Raw genomic sequence first — 18,140 nt, forward strand, 5'->3', positions numbered from 1 at the left:
TCCTTTAGTTTTCGTGAAGTATTCGATAAATAATTGCTGCACAACTTGCTCCTAAAATGGTTGCAACAATATAAATCCATAAAGAGTGTGTTGTACCGGATATGATTGCTGGACCAATTGATCGTGCAGGATTCATTGATGCCCCACAAATGGGTCCTGCAAACATGGCTTCAAGTCCAACAGTTGCACCAATTGCAACCCCTGCAAATGATATTTGTTAGGTCACCATGAATGAAAAAACCAATCGTCACAGCTGGGTTAAAATGGGCACCTGATACGTGCCCAAAGGTATAAATTGAAGCCATGACGACCAGACCGAACGTGAAGGCAATCCCTACATGCGTTAAACTGTTGGTTAACGTATTGATGACAATAGCACCTGTTCCAGCAAATACTAAAAAATATGTTCCTAAAAATTCTGCGGTTAATTTCTTTCTCAAGCCGATACCCCAATTAAAATTGACTTTTTAACAGCATTGACTCGATGAAGAATCTGTTGTTACACAACAACTTTCATCTTTGATGCTATGGACTTCACTATCTGCTTTCGTGAAGAAAAATTCCCATTCGTTTCCGTCTGGATCCGTTACCCAAAACTTATCTTGAACGGCATAGCAACACGTTGTGTTTATTTCTTCGCGTGCGAAGAAACCTTCTTTTTCTAATCTTTCCTTGTGAGCGACTATTTCTTCAGCTGTTTCGACCTGGAAACCAAAATGATTCACTTGATTCCCCTCAACTTGATCGCGAACATTCAGTGTGAAATTCAGTCCTGGATTTTCTAATAGAAATTTCGCATAACCTTCTTTTACTTTCACAGGTGATACACCAAATACTTTTTGATAAAACGCCGTTGATGCCTCTAAATTTGTAACGTTGACCCCTACATGAACATACTTCATACAGAATTCCTCCCTTAATTTGTTTAATCAAAAAAATTTGATTTAATGATTAAAAAAAATTAACAACAATTATTGCTACTGTTACCGTTACCTGATTTTCGGAAAATACAACATAGCTCTTCTGATAGCAAGCTGTTGACTTCTGTGTCGTTCAAATCGTAATAGCTCCATGTACCTTTTGTCTCTTTTACAATGAGCCCTGCATCCAGTAAGATTTTCAAATGATAAGAAAGCTTTGATTGTGTCATATCGAATGCTTCGGTTAAATCGCATACGCATGTACTTCCTCTTTGGCAAAGCTCATACATGATCTCCAGACGCTTCTGATCAGCTAACGCTTTAAACTTCTGCTCATATTTCTGGAACTGTTGTGTCATCTCAGTCATGTGTTTTCTCCTTCATCAAATTTTCTTGATGAATTAAGTATATGCCAGTTGAATAAATAAATGCAACATATTAATCAAAAAAATTGATTTAGTTTCAAAAACCTTATAGCACTAATCTGCCATATAGTTGAATAAAAAATGAGCTACCGAAGTAACTCATCTTGTTCAACTAAAGATGCGTTAGTTGAATAAGAATTCCTTAATATTTACATAAGTTGCTACTTCGTTTGAAACGGAAATTTCGAGAAAAAGACGTTTATTCTATTTCGTTTAATATTGGTGTTTGATTAGACAAATTCTTTTGTAAGTACTCCTGGTGGAGAATACCATAGATTCCACAATCCTTGTATTGATTATTTTTTCGAACCATATGTCTAATAATGCCTTCTCGCTCCATCCCTACTTTTAACATTATTTTACCCGATGCAGGGTTATCGATATTATGTGTTGCCGATATCTTATGAATATTCATAAAACGAAATGCAAATTCAACAACTGCCTGTAAAGCTTCTGTTCCATAGCCCTGATTCCACCAATTAAAGCCTAAGTCGTATCCGACTTCACAATTTTCAGTATCTTCATTGATATTATAAAGGTCAATCGTTCCGATTAATTCACTACTTTCCTTTAGGACAATTCCCCAATAACAAAACTTATCACTTTCATACTGTTTAGTAATTTCAGTTAGTCGATTGATTGTTTCGGAAATCGTTTCATGTGGTCCTTTGATCAAATTATCCATCACGCGATGATCTGAGAATATGTAGTCAAACATTCTATTTGCATCATTCATTTCGATTTTCCTTAAAATAAGCCTTTTTGTTTCAATCATAGGTGTCCCTTTATAATTAATCATACAATTACCTTCACCTTCTCCAGTTTATTTCTTAAAGAATTCTGTATACTATAAAAATCATTTCTTCTACCGAAGATATTTCCCTCATTTGATTCCTCCTTTTTGAAAAACAATTTATTCTTTAACTTTATTTTAACATTCCTTATTCAACTAATCTGCCAGTTAGTTAAACAAGCACCTCAACAACAAAATTAATCAAAACCTATATTCTACTTTTTCTATTTTATTTTGATTTTACATAGTCTTTTTTAACTATTGATGAGATAATAGTTTTTGTCGAATTATATTAAGGTTGAGTGGGGAGAAATTTTTATGTGGAAAAACCGAAACGTTTGGATCGTTTTGTTCGGTGAATTTGGAGCCGGTATAGGTCTTTGGTTCGGAATTATCGGAAATTTGGAATTTATGCAAAAACATGTACCTTCTGATTTCTTTAAATCGTTAATTCTTTTTTTCGGTTTATTAGCAGGAGTTTTTGTTGGTCCGTTGGCTGGACGGTTAATTGATCAATATTCAAAGAAGAAAATTTTATTAATTAGTGGTTTAGGTCGAACATTAAGTGTGATTCTTATGTTTTTTGCAATACAATACGGAAGTATTATTTTCATGGTCTTATTTTTAGTTATGCTGCAAATTTCTGCTGCATTTTACTTCCCATCGCTTCAAGCTGTAATACCAATGATTGTAAAAAACGAACAGTTATTAACTTTAAATGGGATTCATATGAATATTTCTACAATATCAAGAATTGCCGGAACCTCAATTGGTGGTATTTTAGTTGTATCAACTAGTCTCACAAATGTATACGGAATGAGTATGCTAGCATATGCATTTTTATTTTTAATGACGTTCTTTTTACGAATTGAAGAATCTACGATCAAACCAATGAATGTAGAAAAAACAAAAAAATCTAAAGCTAATAAAGGATTTGCTGAAATATTTGCTCTTATAAGGAATAGTCCAACAATCTTAAATTTATTTATCTTAAACCTGGTGCCAGTACTTTTCCTTGGTGGATTTAATTTAATGGTAATCGAAATAAGTGATATTCAACATGATCCTTCAATTAAAGGGCTAATTTATACAAGTGAAGGTATCTCTTTCATGATTGGAGCATTTGTCATTAAACGATTAACAAAAAGGTATACGAATAAACAATTATTATACTTTTCAACTTCCTTAGTAGCTTTTGCTCAGCTATCACTTTTCTTTGCAGATCACCATTGGATGACACTTATCTCATTTGCAATTTTTGGATTTTCAGTTGGTTGCTTCTTTCCTGTTTGTTCAACTGTTTTCCAAACTTCAATTGACAAATCATACCATGGTCGACTTTTCTCATTTAGAAGTATGTATGACAGGGTAACATTTCAGATTGTCCTTTTAAGTACAGGTCTATTTTTAGATACAATTGGTTTACAATATATGGTTTTAATTTTCGGAACGGTTTCTCTCTTAATCCTTGCTAGATTATTGTATAAAGATAAAAATACTAAAGCAGAGTTAGTGAATGAAACTCAAAACATATCCATGTAATTAAAAGAGGCTGTCTCAAAAGTCAGATTAACTGACACAGAGGCTCCTCTTTTTCATTACTATTTATTTTTAAGCTTTCTTAATTGACGTAGTCGGGTGTATCTCAACAGCGATTTTCAGATTTTATTTGCAGTCCGCTGTTCTTTTGTAGCTTTTCATCATTTATTTGTACAGATAGATTACTTATTTGCAGATTACACATAACTACCCATAAAAATAGGGGTCCCATATTATTACACTTTTGGAACACCCTCGTTTTTATTAAAATTCAATATCCATATGCAGCTAAAAATTCATTCAAACTTGAATACAGTGTAACGACTTCCCATTTTCGTTCAAATTCATAGGCAGTACATACTTCCCCTGATTCCTCGTTGATAAAAATGACATCATCCGTTTCGTCATCGAAGCCAATTATTAACCAATTGTCTGGCCATTGTATTTTTTTACTTAAGTCCTTTTTAGCCTCATTTATATCTTCTTCTTTTATAAAATAGATCGTCATATTTTCATTTGAGACTTCATCTATACCTATTCCTTTAATTCTGGAAAACCATTCGTTTTGCATTTTTTATTCCCCACTTCCAATAAGAAAGCCTGTATCACCCAAGTGATCACAGGCTAACTGTTTTACTTTTGTGCTTTTTTTGATTCAGATAAATTTGATTTATCTTCGTAGTTTGGTTGTTTTTGACTTGCGTTATTTTTTCTTCCACCATTTCCACGTCCCATTTCTTTCGCCTCCTTAAATTGTCATAAAAATATTTTATACAATTAAGGTAAGACTATCCCACTAAATTACAGGAAGAAAAAATAGATAACAAATTGGATAAATAGGATGATCCAATAACCAAAAACAAATTTTGGATGCTTTGTTTTATGTTTAAAATAATACATTCCTAAAATAGAACCGATCGAACCTCCGATAATTGCAAATAAAAATAATATGCGTTCAGGAATTCTCCATGCTTTTCTTTTTGCCCGAGACTTATCAATTCCCATAATTGCGAATGAAACAATGTTTACGATTACTAAATAAAACATAAAATACCCTACCATTTGGATCCCTCATAACACTCGTTTATTTTGAAATTTTTGCTATTTTGCTACGAGTTGTTTGTATTAAATCTTTTGCATTCAATTGAAGTTGTATACCTATTTTTCCACCGCTAACAATAATCTCTTCTATATTATTAACAGATTCTTCAATAAAAGTAGGGTATTGCTTTTTCATTCCAATTGGTGAACAACCACCTCGAACATATCCTGTACTTGCTAAAAGGTCTTTCACTGGTAATAATTCTACTTTCTTTTCTCCAGCAGCTTTTGCTGCTAATTTTAAATCTAATTCTTTTTCGACTGGTATGACAAATACATAAATCGCCTTTGATTGACTGATTGATACAAGGGTTTTATATACTAATTCAGGATCTTTATTTATTTTATTTGCTACAGAAACCCCATCAATCTTTCCATCATTCGAATCATAATTTAAGGTTGTATAGCTAACTTTTTTTGAATCTAACATTCTCATTGCATTCGTTTTACTTACAGCCATTTTTACTCCTTTCAATGCTACAGAAATAATATATTTTTAGGCAGATATTGATTGCTTCTTATTTCGATTTTTAAGTTTTTGTTCAATGGATTTCATAAACGGTGTAGTTGAGACCGCAAATACGACACAAGCTAACCAAATAAATGAAAATGAGATAAAGTCTTTCTTTGAGAAACTTTCATCGTATAATAAAATCCCAATTAATAAACTAATTGTTGGTGATATAAATTGCAAAAATCCAACATAAGTATACGGAATTAATTGTGCTGCTTTCCCGAAAAATAATAAAGGAATGATTGTTACTAAACCAGCACCTACTATTAATAATTGCTCAATTGGTGCACTTTGTACAAGTCCTGCTTGGCCTTTATAAGCTAGGAAACCAAAGTATAGTAAGGCTACTGGAAAAATTAATAATGTTTCTATTGTAAGGCTTAAAAAAGAATCGATATTTAAAATCTTTTTCAATAATCCATAAAAGGCAAATGTTAAAGATAATAGTATTGCTACGATTGGTAATGTACCTGACATAATTGTTAAATATCCAACACCTATTGTTGCTAAACAAACTGAAACGATTTGCCAAATTGACAGTGACTCTTTCAATACGATTACACCAAGTATAATACTAACTAAAGGATTAATATAATAGCCTAAACTTGCATCAAGTATATGATTTGAATTGACCGCCCAAATATATATTAACCAATTGGTACTAATTAATAGTGAAACAGCAATCATAGAAACTAATACTTTTTTATTACTTACAACTTGCTTCCAAGTAATTTTAAATTGCTTTAATTTTTTTGTAAGAAGTATGAAAAGTATTAACGTAACAAAAGACCATATAATACGATGTGTTAATATTTCAAAAGGAGAAATATCTTGAATTAGTTTCCAATAAATTGGTAAAACACCCCATACCACATATGCAAGAACACCGTACAAAATCCCTTTAAGTCTGTTGTTCATTCTCTCCCAGCTTTCTTTTTCTATATTAGTGTGCAATTTCAACCTTTTTTTCTTCAGTTTGTTCAGACGGTAAAAATAAGACGAAAATAAATGTAATAATGCTAAATACCGCCATAAATAAAGTGATGATTTCAAAACCAGCAGTTACAGCTTTTACTGTTGATAAATGATTGATTTGATTATGAGCATTTAGAACTAATTTTTGACCATTTAATACTTTGGATGCCTTAATCGTAAAAATGGTTCCTAAAACAGCAACCGTAATTGTTTGCGAAAAAGTATTTAAAAAGGAATTCGCAGCAATTGCAATACCTCGTTGGTTCATTCCTACAGCAGATGAAATTAGGATCATATAAATTGGAAAAGATAATCCAAAGCCAAGACCTAAAAATGCATTAAATGGATAAATTAATATTTTCGAATCATGGAAAAAGTTCATCCCTAAAGCACCGATAATACATAAGAGAGCCCCTAATAGGATAATATTTTTTGCTTTCATTTTCTTAATGAAACGACCAGATAAAAAAGAACCTAATGTCCAAGCGAATGAAAGAGGAATTAACATTAATCCTGACTGTGTCGCACTTAATCCAAATACACTTTGATTATAAACAGGTAAATATACCTCGATCGAGATTAGAAGAGCATGTGCAATAAACATTGCTGCATATGTTACTACTAAATGACGGATTTTGAATAAAGAAAGTGGTAATAATGGTTCCTTTGCTCTTGTTTCAATAAAAAGAAATAACCCAAATAAAATGATTGCAAATGCAAAAAGGAATAATAAATTTGGAGAAGTCCAGTTATGTTGCTCTCCTCCTACAACTAAAGCATATAAAGCAGATAAAGTACTTAAGATAAAAAGAATGGACCCTAAATAATCAATTGAAATTGTATTTTTACGGTCAATTTTTTGATGATAATATTTCCAAAATAGAATAATAGAAATGATTCCGAATGGAAAATTAATAAAAAAGATATAACGCCAAGAAATGAAGTCTACAAAAAAGCCTCCAACTAACGGACCAATTACACTTGAAACTGCCCATACTGCACTAATATACCCTTGCACTTTTGCCCTTTCTTGGTATGGATACAGATCACTTATTACCGTCATCGTTAAGGGTAATGCAGCTCCAGCACCTAGCCCTTGAATTGTACGAAATAATATTAATTGAGCCATATTTTGTGAAAAACCACATAAAACTGAACCTAAAATAAACAAAATGATGCCAAACATTAATAAGTTTTTACGACCATATAAATCGGATAGCTTCCCATAAATCGGTGTCGTTACCGTCATTGCCAACATATAAGCTGCAAAAATCCAACTCATCAACCTAACACCAGATAATTCTGTAGTGATGGTAGGCGTGGCAGTTGTAATGATTGTTCCTTCAATAGCAGACAATGTAACAGCTACCAACAACCCAATCGTCACTAACCTCCGATTTGTTTCCATATTATACCTCCATTCGAGAGTAGTTATAAGGATTGAAATTTTTTAGAATAGATAAATATTCCTATGCTTCCTTAAAAATAATAGAAGCTCTAATGGAGCTTCTATTATTTCCCTGCCTACTTTTTCCAATTTGATTCAATAAATTCGTCTCTACCAGACATCGCTCTGTCTTCTTTATAGTGTTTTGGATTTTTTTTATGATAGTCTTGGTGATATTCTTCAGCCTCATAAAAAGTAGTTGCTTGTAATATTTCCGTTACAATCGGTTTCTTAAAAATATTACTTTCAATTAATTGTTCTTTTGATTCCATTGCTTCCTTAAGCTGTGAATCATTATGAACAAAGATTGCAGCTCGGTACTGTGAACCTCTATCTTGGAATTGACCGTCCGGATCTGTTGGATCAATTTGCGGCCAAAATAATTCTAATAGTTTTTTGTATGAAAATAATTCATCATCAAACGTAATTTGAACTACTTCATAATGACCAGTAGTCCCCTTTTTAACTTCTTCATAAGTAGGGTTTTCTAATTCTCCACCCATATAACCTGAAACAATACCATGTATACCAGGTAAATCCTCAAACGGTGTTACCATACACCAAAAACAACCACCTGCAAATGTAGCTTTTTGAATCATTTTAAATCCTCCTTACATTACCTAGTTTACATAATATTATTATGTAAAACCCTTGTATTTCTTTAATCTTATCTTATCTCTTTTAAAAGAATTTTTAAATATTTTAGCTCATAATTTTCCAATTTTTTATAAAATGAATTCCGTCAATCTGATTGAACTATTATTAAGCTGAAACGACGATAAAAAACAGACATAAATTGTCTATTTGAAAGACAATTATGTCTGTTTTCTTATACTGCTTTAAGCAGCAATTGATTTATTATTGTTTTTGATTTTTGTTCCAACGAACAACCAAATGACAAATAGTAATAAAATTAGTTGTGGAATGATACTTTCTAGGGAAGGATAGATCCCTAATTTAGGTATTGTTGGAAAAATAGTACTCATATGGTCAGGCAAATAGCCAATTCCTTGTAATGCATGAATACTTTGACCAATGAATTTAAACGTCAAGTAATAAATACATAAACTTGCGATTGTAAAAAACGGCTTTAACGGAATAAATTTACTTCCTTTTAAGATGAAGATTCCAATTAAAACAAGTATGATGATTCCACCTGCAAAACCAGTAATCAATTCTTTCGTTGTAATTGAGGAACTCATACCGATATAAAATACGACCGTTTCGGCACCTTCTCTAAATACTGCAAAAAATGAAAGTAAGCTTAATGAAAGTATACCACCACCTGCAATAGCTGCTTTTGCCTTTGCTTTCATCTTACTACCATATTCTTGTTGACGAGATTGTTTATGCAACCATAACCCAACTGTTAACATGAAAACAACAGCAATAAGACCAGAGATTCCTTCAATTAATTGATTACTAATTCCAGCTGAGATTCTTGATAATAAGAACTGGAATAATAAACCGGCTACTAAACTAGCTAGAATACCAAAAGCACCACCAACAAAGATCCACTTACGTGCCGATTCTTGTTTACCCTTTGACACTAAGGCTAGTAAAGCAGAAATAATAATTAAAGCTTCTAAACCTTCACGAAATACAATTGTCCCTGCATCAAACATAGTATAAGATGTTTTCTTCGTAGCCAAGTTTAAATTGTTTTGAATTTCTTTTAATGTTTTCATAGTTGTAGCAGATTTAGGCTTTTCAGTTAACTGAGTTAATGCAATGGATGTATCATTTTCAATCTTCTTATATAATTCCATTGAATTTGATTGAACCATTACTTCAACATAAGGCCAATCTTGTATAAATTCATTAAATGTAGTTTGTGCTTTCTCTGTATCATTTGATTCTACATAATTGATTGTTTGATTTAGTAATTTAATTGCTTTCTCAATACTTACTTCTTTTGTTGAGTCACTACTTGGATTATTCAATACATCAATTAACTTAGTAAAAGAATCATTTACTTTAGTAATTGAAGGATTTTCAGTAAACAAAGTTGACCTTGAAGTAATCATATTTGCTTCGATTGAACCATAAAAACCACTGTTTGCTTTTCTTATATCATTTTCTACTTTAGACCATTCAATTTCAAAAAGCTTATACTCTGATTGTGCTTTTGCCCAATTCGATTCATTTGATAAAGTTTTAACATTATTTAAATGAGATACTAGTTTAGTAAGATTAATTTGAGAAAGATCTTTTTTATCATTCGTATTTTCTATCCACTTTTCAGTTTCAAAAGCTACCCCGCGAATATCATCTTTAATTGTTGCAAGTTCATTTTGATCAATATCTTTAATCGCTTGGTCAACAAGTTTATTTAATTTTGAAGTTTTTTTCTCATTTTTAATTAAATCTTTAATCGCTAATAAATCTGTTTTTACTTTATCTTTTTCACCATTTTTAACTTCTGTTAATGAGTTACCAATATGTGAAAGTACTTGTTCTTGAATATCAGTTTCAGCAAATGTTTTATGAAATGGACTAAATATTAAACTAAAAAATAGTAAACTAGCTATTAAGAGTATATTTTTTTTCATGCAATTCACCTAGAGTAATCCTTCACCAATATAGCTTCCATTCTTAACCCCTGGGAAGCATGCAAAGACTGCACTACCATTATGCTCAATGTATTCGTTCAATAAATCCATTTTAGCTAATCTATCTTGTAAAGGAATAAATTGTTTTTCTAAGTCTCTTTGGAAACTAACAAATAGTAAGCCTGCATCTAATTTTCCCGTTTGAATATCAAGTCCGTCAGTATATGAATAAGATCTTCTTAAAATTTTAATTTTTCCTTTTCCTTTTGCTAAGGCAACATGTGAATCTGCGGGAATCAATAATTTCCCATTATCATCTGTTTTCTTTAAATCTATTTTTGCAAATTCATTTTTTTCACCAATCGGTGCACCAGTTGCTCTGTGACGTCCAAATGTTTGTTCTTGATCTTGTAATGAACTACGATCCCATTCCTCAACACGGATACGAATACGTCTTGCAACTAGATATGAACCACCTGTTAGCCAAGCTGGACCATCGCCGTTTTGTACCCAAATATGTGTATTCATTTCTTTTTCATCTTTTGTATCTGGATTTCCAGTACCGTCTTTAAAACCCATTAGATTCCTAGGTGTACTTCCGGATGGATCTGCTCCAGATGAACGTTGGAAGCCGTGCTGCATCCATTTTAAAGTAACAGTTCCACGCCCAATTCGAATCAAGTTTCTTACGCCATGAAAAGCAACTTGTTGATCGTTTGCACAAACTTGAACAACGATGTCTCCACCGTTCCATTCCTCTCTTAAATCATCACCAGGGAAATGAGGTAAATCTTTTAATTGAGATGGTTTACTTGATTGAATTGATAATCGGTCAAAAAATGAAGGGCCAACTCCAAATGTAAACGTAAGCTTCATTGGTTGTAAACCTGTTGCTTCACCTGTATCAATTGGTGGAGATGAAGGAAATTCAGAATCACCTAGTTCCTTACCTTCACTCATTAAAGCCGCTGCTTCCGTCCATTTTTTAAACATTGTTTTGACATCTGCTTTTGAAGTAGTTTCTAGTTTAAATGACGCCAAATACATAAAATCTTGAGCAGGAGTTGTAATACCTTGCTGCTTTTTACCATAAAACGGAAGAATCTCTTTTGCATCCGCTTTAGCTGGTGAAAAGAAATTAGTTACCTTTTCAGAAGCTGCTTCAATTCCAGTTGCACCAATAAGTATACCAGCTCCACCAACTCCTATAAGTTTTAATGCATCTCTTCTAGAAACTTTATTTGTTTCTAATTTTTTCATATTATTTAACCCCTAATGTTGACCCAACTTGAGAAATCGGTTCTGCTAATGCATCTACTTGTTGAGCTAATTTTTTCACTTCATCTTCTTTTAACTGTTTGTAATCAACGTATTGATCACCTTTTTTATAAGTATTTAAAGTTGTCATTAATTCATTAAATCTAGTTTCAATTGTTGAAGCTAAATCAGCATCTTTAGCTTTTAATTTATCTGATAATAATTGAACGATTTTATCTGAACCTTCCACGTTAGCTGCAAAATCAGCTAAATCAGTATGAGAATATCGTTCTTCTTCACCTGTAACCTTTGAAGATGAAACTTCATTTAATAATTCCACAGGACCTGTTACAAATAATACTGGATCAATTTCAGCTGTTTCTACTTTTGCTCTTAAGTAGTTTGCATCCTTCATAAGTTGATCTGTATATTTTTCAAGACCTTTTGTTGTATTTTGAACCCAAAGAACTTGCTCAATTTTATGGAAACCAGTCCATTCATTAGCAGGTACATCACCTTCACGTGCATCAATTTTTGGATCTAAATCACCGAATGATTCTGCTACTGGTTCAATTCTTTCGTAATATGAACGACTAATTGGATATAAACGTTTTGCTTCTGCCATGTTTCCAGCATTAATTGCATCAACGAACTTCTGTGTATTTGCTACGAACTCTTCCGTTTGAGATACAACGAAATCTCTATAATTATTAATCTCTGAATCTAAATTTATTTTTGCTTCTACTTTTGATTCTTTTTTTACGTTACTAGCTTCTTCACTTTTTTGTGCACAACCTGCCATCATTAAACTTGTAGCAAGAGAAATTGCGATCATTGTAGTTTGCTTTTTCATGAAAATACCCCCGAAAAATCTAATTTAAATATATGTAAGTGATATTGATAACTATTTTCAGTACTAATCATAATACAATTGATAAATATTTTCAATTAGAATTTCAAAAAAAAAATGACTGAAGCTTGTTCAGTCATTTTCATGTTGTTGAAAAGGAGGGGGCTCAGGCTTCCCGCATTTCCCATAGGAGTCGATCCCCTTTCGTTCCAATCAACTTATTCAAATTTTAAAAATAATCTTTAACACATCGAGCCATTAACTCTATAAAAAACATAAGAACTCCTGCTACTTTTTCAACGAAGAAGTAATTTTCCAATTACCTTCACTTAATGTTCGTACTTTTTAATATTACCTCTTATATAATTAAGATATAAATAACTAAAACCTTATAAAGCAAGACTTAAACCAATATTCAATTATTCAATCTTAAATAATTTCGCTAAATAAGCATTCACAAAAATATTATTCTTATCTAATTGACTTCGAATAGTAAGAAAGTTAGATAATGATGGATACGAGTGATTTAGTTTTTCTAAATTCATAGAATGCATTTTCCCCCAATGTGGTCTACCATTATAGCTTTGAAGGATTTCTTCTATTCTATTAAAATATTCTTGATGAGGCATTCCTTTATACATATGGATTGCGATATAGGCTGAATCTCGCATCGAGGCAGGACTTATTAAAAAATTATCTCCTTTTACGAATCGACATTCGATTGGGAAATGGACGTTAAATCGTTTATTTTTTATCTCTTCTTGTATTTCTAAGGTTGCATCATTCATATATTGAGCTGGAATACTGTATTCCATTTCGTTAAATTTTACATTTCGAGTCGTTGCAAATAATTCATGGCTCGGTCCGACCATCCTTGAATTTGGAACACTGTTACCACTTATTTTACTAATTTGAGAACTACTTTTTGGAAAGTTTCTACTAAATTCACTTAATAACCAGAATGCTTTATTTTCAATGGTGGCTACCTTCCATTTCTCAAATTTAAATGAATGCTTCTTCGTTCTAGTTTCATTCATTACCTTTACTTGAACATTCTCAGAATAAGGAAATAAGTAAAACTCAAAATGTTCATTTTCTTTTTTCAAATTTGGTAGATTACTATAAACTTCATCAATCAATAGTTTTTTACTCTCATAACGATACGTTTTAGCAGGCTTTATTCTAATTTTAAATTTAACAACGATGCCTAGTAAACCTAAAGATACGCCAAGTGCCCTATAAATATCTGTATTTTTTGTCTTTGAACAATCTAATAGATCACCTGATGGTAATACTACTGTCATCTCTTCGATTTGTGTAGATAAAATTCCGTGATCAATACCTGTGCCATGTGTACCCGTTAAAAATGCTCCTGCAATCGATTGAACATTAATATCACCTAAATTTTCTTGCGAATAACCTGATTCGTATAATTCATTTCCCAATTGCTCAAGCTTAGTTCCAGCCCAAACTTCGGCAATTTGTTCCTCTTTGTTGATGGAAATAACTCCATTTAAATTGTCTAGTGTCATTAAATAGTCGTTTGTTGAAATTAGGGGAGTAAAAGAGTGACTTGAACCTACTACTCTTATTTTCTTATTTTCCGAGTTAGCTTTTTTAACGAGATTAACAATTTCTTCAATCGATGATGGATAGAATACTTGATTCGGATTAAATTTTACACTTCCACACCAGTTTTTCCATAACATACTTTTCATAGGAAGCACCCCCTATCTCCTCTGTATGTTGAGAACCGGTCGATGATCTTATTTTTACTTACTACATATAAATGAGAAAAGCGCTCAGCAATTTCGCCAGACTTACTTGGTCTAAATAAAATTGCTTCTCCTATTTTTAAATCTTCATGACCTGAATAAAAAACTGGGGTTTGAACTTCACCAGCACCTTCTAGCGGCAATAAAGTACAATGATCTGGGGAATATGGAGTTGGTAATTTTTCTTTTCCTACAGTACCTGAAGCGATAAACCCTCCACTTGTGCATGTAAAAATCTTATCTGCTGGTTTTCGAATGATTGGTAAAGCAAAGCCAATTGCTGGTTGATATTGAAAACTTCTGTATTCATCAAATAATGTTGGAGCGTAAAATCCTGAGCCTACTGTTACTTCAGTAACCACTTTTTCCTTTGTCGTCGAGTGAAGACTTCCAGTACCTCCTCCATTTACAAATTCAAGGTGGTAGCCATCTTTTTCAATGTATTTAACAATTTCTCTTCTTTTTTTCGCTATTTCACCTAATGATTTCGTCTTTAAAAACTGGATTATTTTATTTTTCAAAACCCTATTTTTTGCATCATCACCAACACCTGCAATTTGTGCCTCATATCCCATAATTCCTTCCAAGCGTACATTCAAGGATTGCAATATATGTGTTAGTAACGGTACTAAATCTCTAGTTTCTTTAATTGGTGACCTTCTTACCCCAAAATGAAATCCAAAATATGAAGTACTCATGTCTATGTCGATACAAAGTGGAATAACAATCTCATTTTTTACTGCGATCTTTTCAATCATACTAATCTGTTCAGTCTGATCCACCATACAAATGATTTTTTTACCCTTTTTTATTTGTAATGCAATTTTATTTAATCCTGTTACATCAACTGTTGGATAACCAATTAATAAATTATCAAATCCATTTTCAGCAAGAAAAGCTGCTTCATGGGGGTTATAACACATTAGACCCTCATAACAATCATTGCTCTCTAAAATATATTTTAAAACTTGTACACTACGAATTGATTTTGTAGCAATTCGTATTTTCTTACCGTTTGATTTAGTTGCAATATCATCCACATTTTGAACAAACGCATCCCAATCTAAAAAAGCACATGGCATAGACAATTTAGAAAATACCGATCGATCGACCATTTATTCACCTATCCCGTAGCATTTTATTTTTAATTTATGCTGAAAATTATTTAATAAGAATAAAAAAAGTTACATAGAATACTTTCTATGTAACTTTTAATAGTCGATAAATCCTTTTAAAATTTGACACGTTAAAGGACAATTCAATCTCGCGGAGCTATTTGATTGGTTTAAACTAACATGTGACAAATGAATTCCATACCATAAAAGTTCATTATCAATCATAATGAAAGGTTGAACTTGATCTTTTTTAATAAAACTTCTATTTTTTTGATTTTCAAAAAGAGCTTCACTTATAAAGAGAATAGGGATCTCAACTTCATTGATAAGTTTTCGAATTTCCAAAGACATTTCAGATAAATTTGGCATGGAGACAATTATTTTTTTCTTAGCATTTTTTAGATCATTTACTAATTCATTTTTCAGGTCTATTGAATCATTTGAAAACAATCTTAACCTCTTTGATATACTCTTTGAAAAAACCTTTTCAAACTCTTCTTTACTCACTTTGTATTCATTATCCATTTGAAAATGAATTAACTTATTAATCGTCTTTTTTGAATTTGTCTTACTTTTTATAAATGGAATATCTGCAATATGAATAAATTTGCCTCGTGCTCTAGTCAAAGCAACATTAATTAGTCTTTCACTGTTTTGATCTGTTAATAGTAATCCAGGAGAATATTGTGGTTTCGTATCAACTGAATCAAAAATAATTACGTCGCACTCCGCTCCTTGAAATCGGTGAACTGTTGCGATTTGTATTGGTAATTCTCGGTATTTTGTTTTGCCGATAATCTCTTTATGGAGTGCCGTAAGTAACTTTGCCTGTGCTCTATATGGTGTAACAATTCCAATTGACTTGACCCCATCTACTATACTTGAAAGAATACATTGAATTGCAATAATCGCAGACCCTAAATTATATCTAGAATTCGTATTTGAATCTTTTAAAGCATAGGTTTTTAGAAATTGTGAATTTATTAAACTATTTGCTTTCATTGGAAATGGTCTATGTTTTGCGATTTCCTGTCTTTTTTTAACAGATGGATGATCAAATACCAACGAATGATAGATTTCATTATTCGTAAATCCAGATATGGCCGGATGCATTCTTCTTTGTTGATTCAGTAAAACTAAATTAATTAATGGTTCACCATTTTCTATTTTTTGGACAATACCAGTATGATGAAATAAATCTTCCTGTAACCACTTTTTCACATTTTCATTATGAAAGCATGATGCAATTGGCGGTAATTGTTTAAAATCTCCACATACAACAATTCGTTTCCCTAATGTCGAAGCGAAGGCAATTTGTGGTGTATATGCCATACTAATTTCATCTACAATAACTAAATCGAACTGACGTAAATAGATTAAGGGATCAATTGAACATTTAGATAAAGTAGTTCCAATCACTTTTGCTTGATCAATCAATTCTTTTTCTTTTTCACGAATTTCCCCTCGAATTTTATTTAACTTATTTTGAATTTTACTTAAATCGTCTAATTCTTTTTTTGAAGCAGCACCTCTTCTAGCTTTCCTTAGCATTGAGTGCTTTCGTTCATCTAAATTTTCCAACTCATATTGATTTATACTTCCATTTACCTCAACAAGCTTTGAAGAAAGGACATCTTCGTGTTGTAATAATACTTCATCTTTTGTATAACCATAACGGACAATTTCGCCACTTTTCCATTTATTTTTCTGTTCCAATTCATGAATTACATTTTTCATTAATACATCTACTGCAGCATTAGAATGTGCAATTACTAAAACTGACTTATTTTTTTCGTAATGTTTTAAAATAATATTAGTTAAATTATAAGATTTTCCAGTACCAGGTGGCCCCCAAATATATGTTGTTGCATTATAAAACGAACGATAAATTAGCTCTTGCTTTGTTGAACTTTCTTTCTTCATTTTACTTAAATGTTTAGCAGTAGAATCAGCATTCATTAGCTTCATGATTCTTTTTTGTTTACTACGATAATCTTTTATTTCCTCAAGTCTTTCAATTAATTGATCTAGTAACTCCCATGGTTCATTAAAAAGCTCAGCATATGGAATCATCGAGGTAATTCTTTCATTAATTTTGATTTCAACTTGAGAGCCTTTAAATGACAATAATTCACCTTGATACTCTTGATTTTCTATTTTTATGCGAACCGGCGTTCCTTCAGGGACAAAAATTTCTGCATAAATCGTAAACAAAATAACCGTACTTTGTCCAATTTGGTATAGTGGAGTTCCCTTAGAAAGGGTATAACTTCTCCCACCATGAAATTTCAAATAATTTCGTTCCGCTTCAATTGCAGCTTGCCATTCGGTAATTAATTTATTTACGTCATTTAGTGTATTTACAATCATTTATTTCACCTTAATAATCTTGAAATTGATATTTAATGATTTCTCTTTAGTCATCTATTTTGCGTTAATGAGTTCCCTTAAATTTTGGGTCATCATTTTAACAAACAAACGCTCCTTAACTATAACTATATAGTAATTTACTAATCATACACTAGTTCATACAGTTTATTAAATTATTACATCCTATCTAATCAGTTAAAATATTGTTGATTTTTTTATTGAACTACAGTGTAATTATTCACAATCTGTACTAATAAATGTTCTTTTCCTCCACAAAAAAAAAGACTCCCACCAGATGAAAAAGGAGAATGATTTCATTATGAAATCATTCCCCTAGAATAGTATGAAAATGCAAGTAGTGATATTATTCCTCAATTACTTGCTAAACGTTTTTCAAACTCCGCCTTAAACAGCAGAATAGCATCGATATTTACAGCAAAATCGTGGTCACTGATATTAAAATTAGTTATAAATTCGTCAGACCTCTCACGAACCATAATTGTCGGA

Annotated in this window: 18 protein-coding genes; 1 reads left to right on the top strand and 17 read right to left on the bottom strand. The window is 31.8% G+C overall.

What is annotated here, in order from left to right:
- Nucleotides 1-4 precede the first annotated feature (4 nt).
- From EP747_RS24975 to EP747_RS20715, 5 genes are all read right to left on the bottom strand, one after another.
- Complete coding sequence (locus tag EP747_RS24975; protein ID WP_235832954.1) at nt 5-166, bottom strand: aquaporin; 162 nt, start codon at nt 164-166, stop codon at nt 5-7.
- Between the two features lie 4 nt (nt 167-170).
- A complete protein-coding gene (locus tag EP747_RS24980) occupies nt 171-440 on the bottom strand; it encodes an aquaporin (protein ID WP_235832955.1) in 270 nt (89 codons plus the stop codon).
- Between the two features lie 27 nt (nt 441-467).
- Entirely contained in the window at nt 468-902 is a 435-nt protein-coding gene (locus tag EP747_RS20705; RefSeq protein ID WP_129691959.1) for an ArsI/CadI family heavy metal resistance metalloenzyme, read from the bottom strand.
- Between the two features lie 59 nt (nt 903-961).
- Nucleotides 962-1,279 carry an ArsR/SmtB family transcription factor gene (locus tag EP747_RS20710; RefSeq protein ID WP_129691973.1) on the bottom strand — a complete coding sequence of 106 codons (318 nt, stop codon included), beginning with the start codon at nt 1,277-1,279 and terminating at the stop codon, nt 962-964.
- Between the two features lie 265 nt (nt 1,280-1,544).
- Nucleotides 1,545-2,144 (bottom strand): GNAT family N-acetyltransferase, encoded by a 600-nt coding sequence (locus tag EP747_RS20715; RefSeq protein WP_129691960.1) that lies wholly within the window; start codon nt 2,142-2,144, stop codon nt 1,545-1,547.
- 312 nt (nt 2,145-2,456) lie between these two features.
- Between EP747_RS20715 and EP747_RS20720 the strand changes: the two genes are divergently transcribed.
- Nucleotides 2,457-3,680 (top strand): MFS transporter, encoded by a 1,224-nt coding sequence (locus tag EP747_RS20720; RefSeq protein ID WP_129691961.1) that lies wholly within the window; start codon nt 2,457-2,459, stop codon nt 3,678-3,680.
- 268 nt (nt 3,681-3,948) lie between these two features.
- Here the strand turns inward: EP747_RS20720 and EP747_RS20725 are convergent, their stop codons facing one another.
- From EP747_RS20725 to EP747_RS20780, 12 genes are all read right to left on the bottom strand, one after another.
- Nucleotides 3,949-4,248, bottom strand: coding sequence for an SMI1/KNR4 family protein (locus EP747_RS20725; RefSeq protein ID WP_129691962.1), 300 nt, complete (start codon nt 4,246-4,248; stop codon nt 3,949-3,951).
- Nucleotides 4,249-4,478: 230 nt separating this feature from the next.
- On the bottom strand, nt 4,479-4,739 hold the full coding sequence (locus tag EP747_RS20730) for a DUF1294 domain-containing protein (RefSeq protein WP_097977681.1): 261 nt from the start codon (nt 4,737-4,739) through the stop codon (nt 4,479-4,481).
- Between the two features lie 22 nt (nt 4,740-4,761).
- Nucleotides 4,762-5,238 carry a Cys-tRNA(Pro) deacylase gene (ybaK, locus tag EP747_RS20735; protein WP_129691963.1) on the bottom strand — a complete coding sequence of 159 codons (477 nt, stop codon included), beginning with the start codon at nt 5,236-5,238 and terminating at the stop codon, nt 4,762-4,764.
- 36 nt (nt 5,239-5,274) lie between these two features.
- Nucleotides 5,275-6,210: an EamA family transporter RarD gene (rarD, locus tag EP747_RS20740; protein ID WP_129691964.1), complete on the bottom strand. Its 936-nt coding sequence runs from the start codon at nt 6,208-6,210 to the stop codon at nt 5,275-5,277.
- Between the two features lie 25 nt (nt 6,211-6,235).
- Nucleotides 6,236-7,675, bottom strand: coding sequence for an MDR family MFS transporter (locus tag EP747_RS20745; protein ID WP_129691965.1), 1,440 nt, complete (start codon nt 7,673-7,675; stop codon nt 6,236-6,238).
- A gap of 116 nt (nt 7,676-7,791) precedes the next feature.
- The gene (msrA, locus tag EP747_RS20750) at nt 7,792-8,310 is read right to left on the bottom strand and encodes a peptide-methionine (S)-S-oxide reductase MsrA (protein WP_129691974.1); all 519 of its coding nucleotides are present in this window, start codon (nt 8,308-8,310) and stop codon (nt 7,792-7,794) included.
- Nucleotides 8,311-8,553: 243 nt separating this feature from the next.
- Nucleotides 8,554-10,266 (bottom strand): FTR1 family iron permease, encoded by a 1,713-nt coding sequence (locus tag EP747_RS20755; protein ID WP_129691966.1) that lies wholly within the window; start codon nt 10,264-10,266, stop codon nt 8,554-8,556.
- 9 nt (nt 10,267-10,275) lie between these two features.
- Entirely contained in the window at nt 10,276-11,526 is a 1,251-nt protein-coding gene (gene efeB / locus EP747_RS20760) for an iron uptake transporter deferrochelatase/peroxidase subunit (RefSeq protein ID WP_129691967.1), read from the bottom strand.
- A 1-nt stretch (nt 11,527) separates the two neighbouring features.
- The gene (gene efeO, locus EP747_RS20765; protein WP_129691968.1) at nt 11,528-12,376 is read right to left on the bottom strand and encodes an iron uptake system protein EfeO; all 849 of its coding nucleotides are present in this window, start codon (nt 12,374-12,376) and stop codon (nt 11,528-11,530) included.
- 416 nt (nt 12,377-12,792) lie between these two features.
- On the bottom strand, nt 12,793-14,100 hold the full coding sequence (locus EP747_RS20770; protein ID WP_129691969.1) for a D-arabinono-1,4-lactone oxidase: 1,308 nt from the start codon (nt 14,098-14,100) through the stop codon (nt 12,793-12,795).
- Nucleotides 14,088-15,263, bottom strand: coding sequence for an amino acid deaminase/aldolase (locus EP747_RS20775; RefSeq protein WP_129691970.1), 1,176 nt, complete (start codon nt 15,261-15,263; stop codon nt 14,088-14,090). Before EP747_RS20775 ends, EP747_RS20770 begins: the two co-directional genes overlap by 13 nt.
- A 96-nt stretch (nt 15,264-15,359) precedes the next feature.
- The gene (locus tag EP747_RS20780) at nt 15,360-17,633 is read right to left on the bottom strand and encodes an AAA domain-containing protein (protein ID WP_129691971.1); all 2,274 of its coding nucleotides are present in this window, start codon (nt 17,631-17,633) and stop codon (nt 15,360-15,362) included.
- Between the last annotated feature and the right edge of the window lie 507 nt (nt 17,634-18,140).

It is taken from the genome of Gottfriedia acidiceleris (assembly GCF_004138285.1).
Lineage (GTDB): Bacteria > Bacillota > Bacilli > Bacillales > Bacillaceae_G > Gottfriedia > Gottfriedia acidiceleris_A.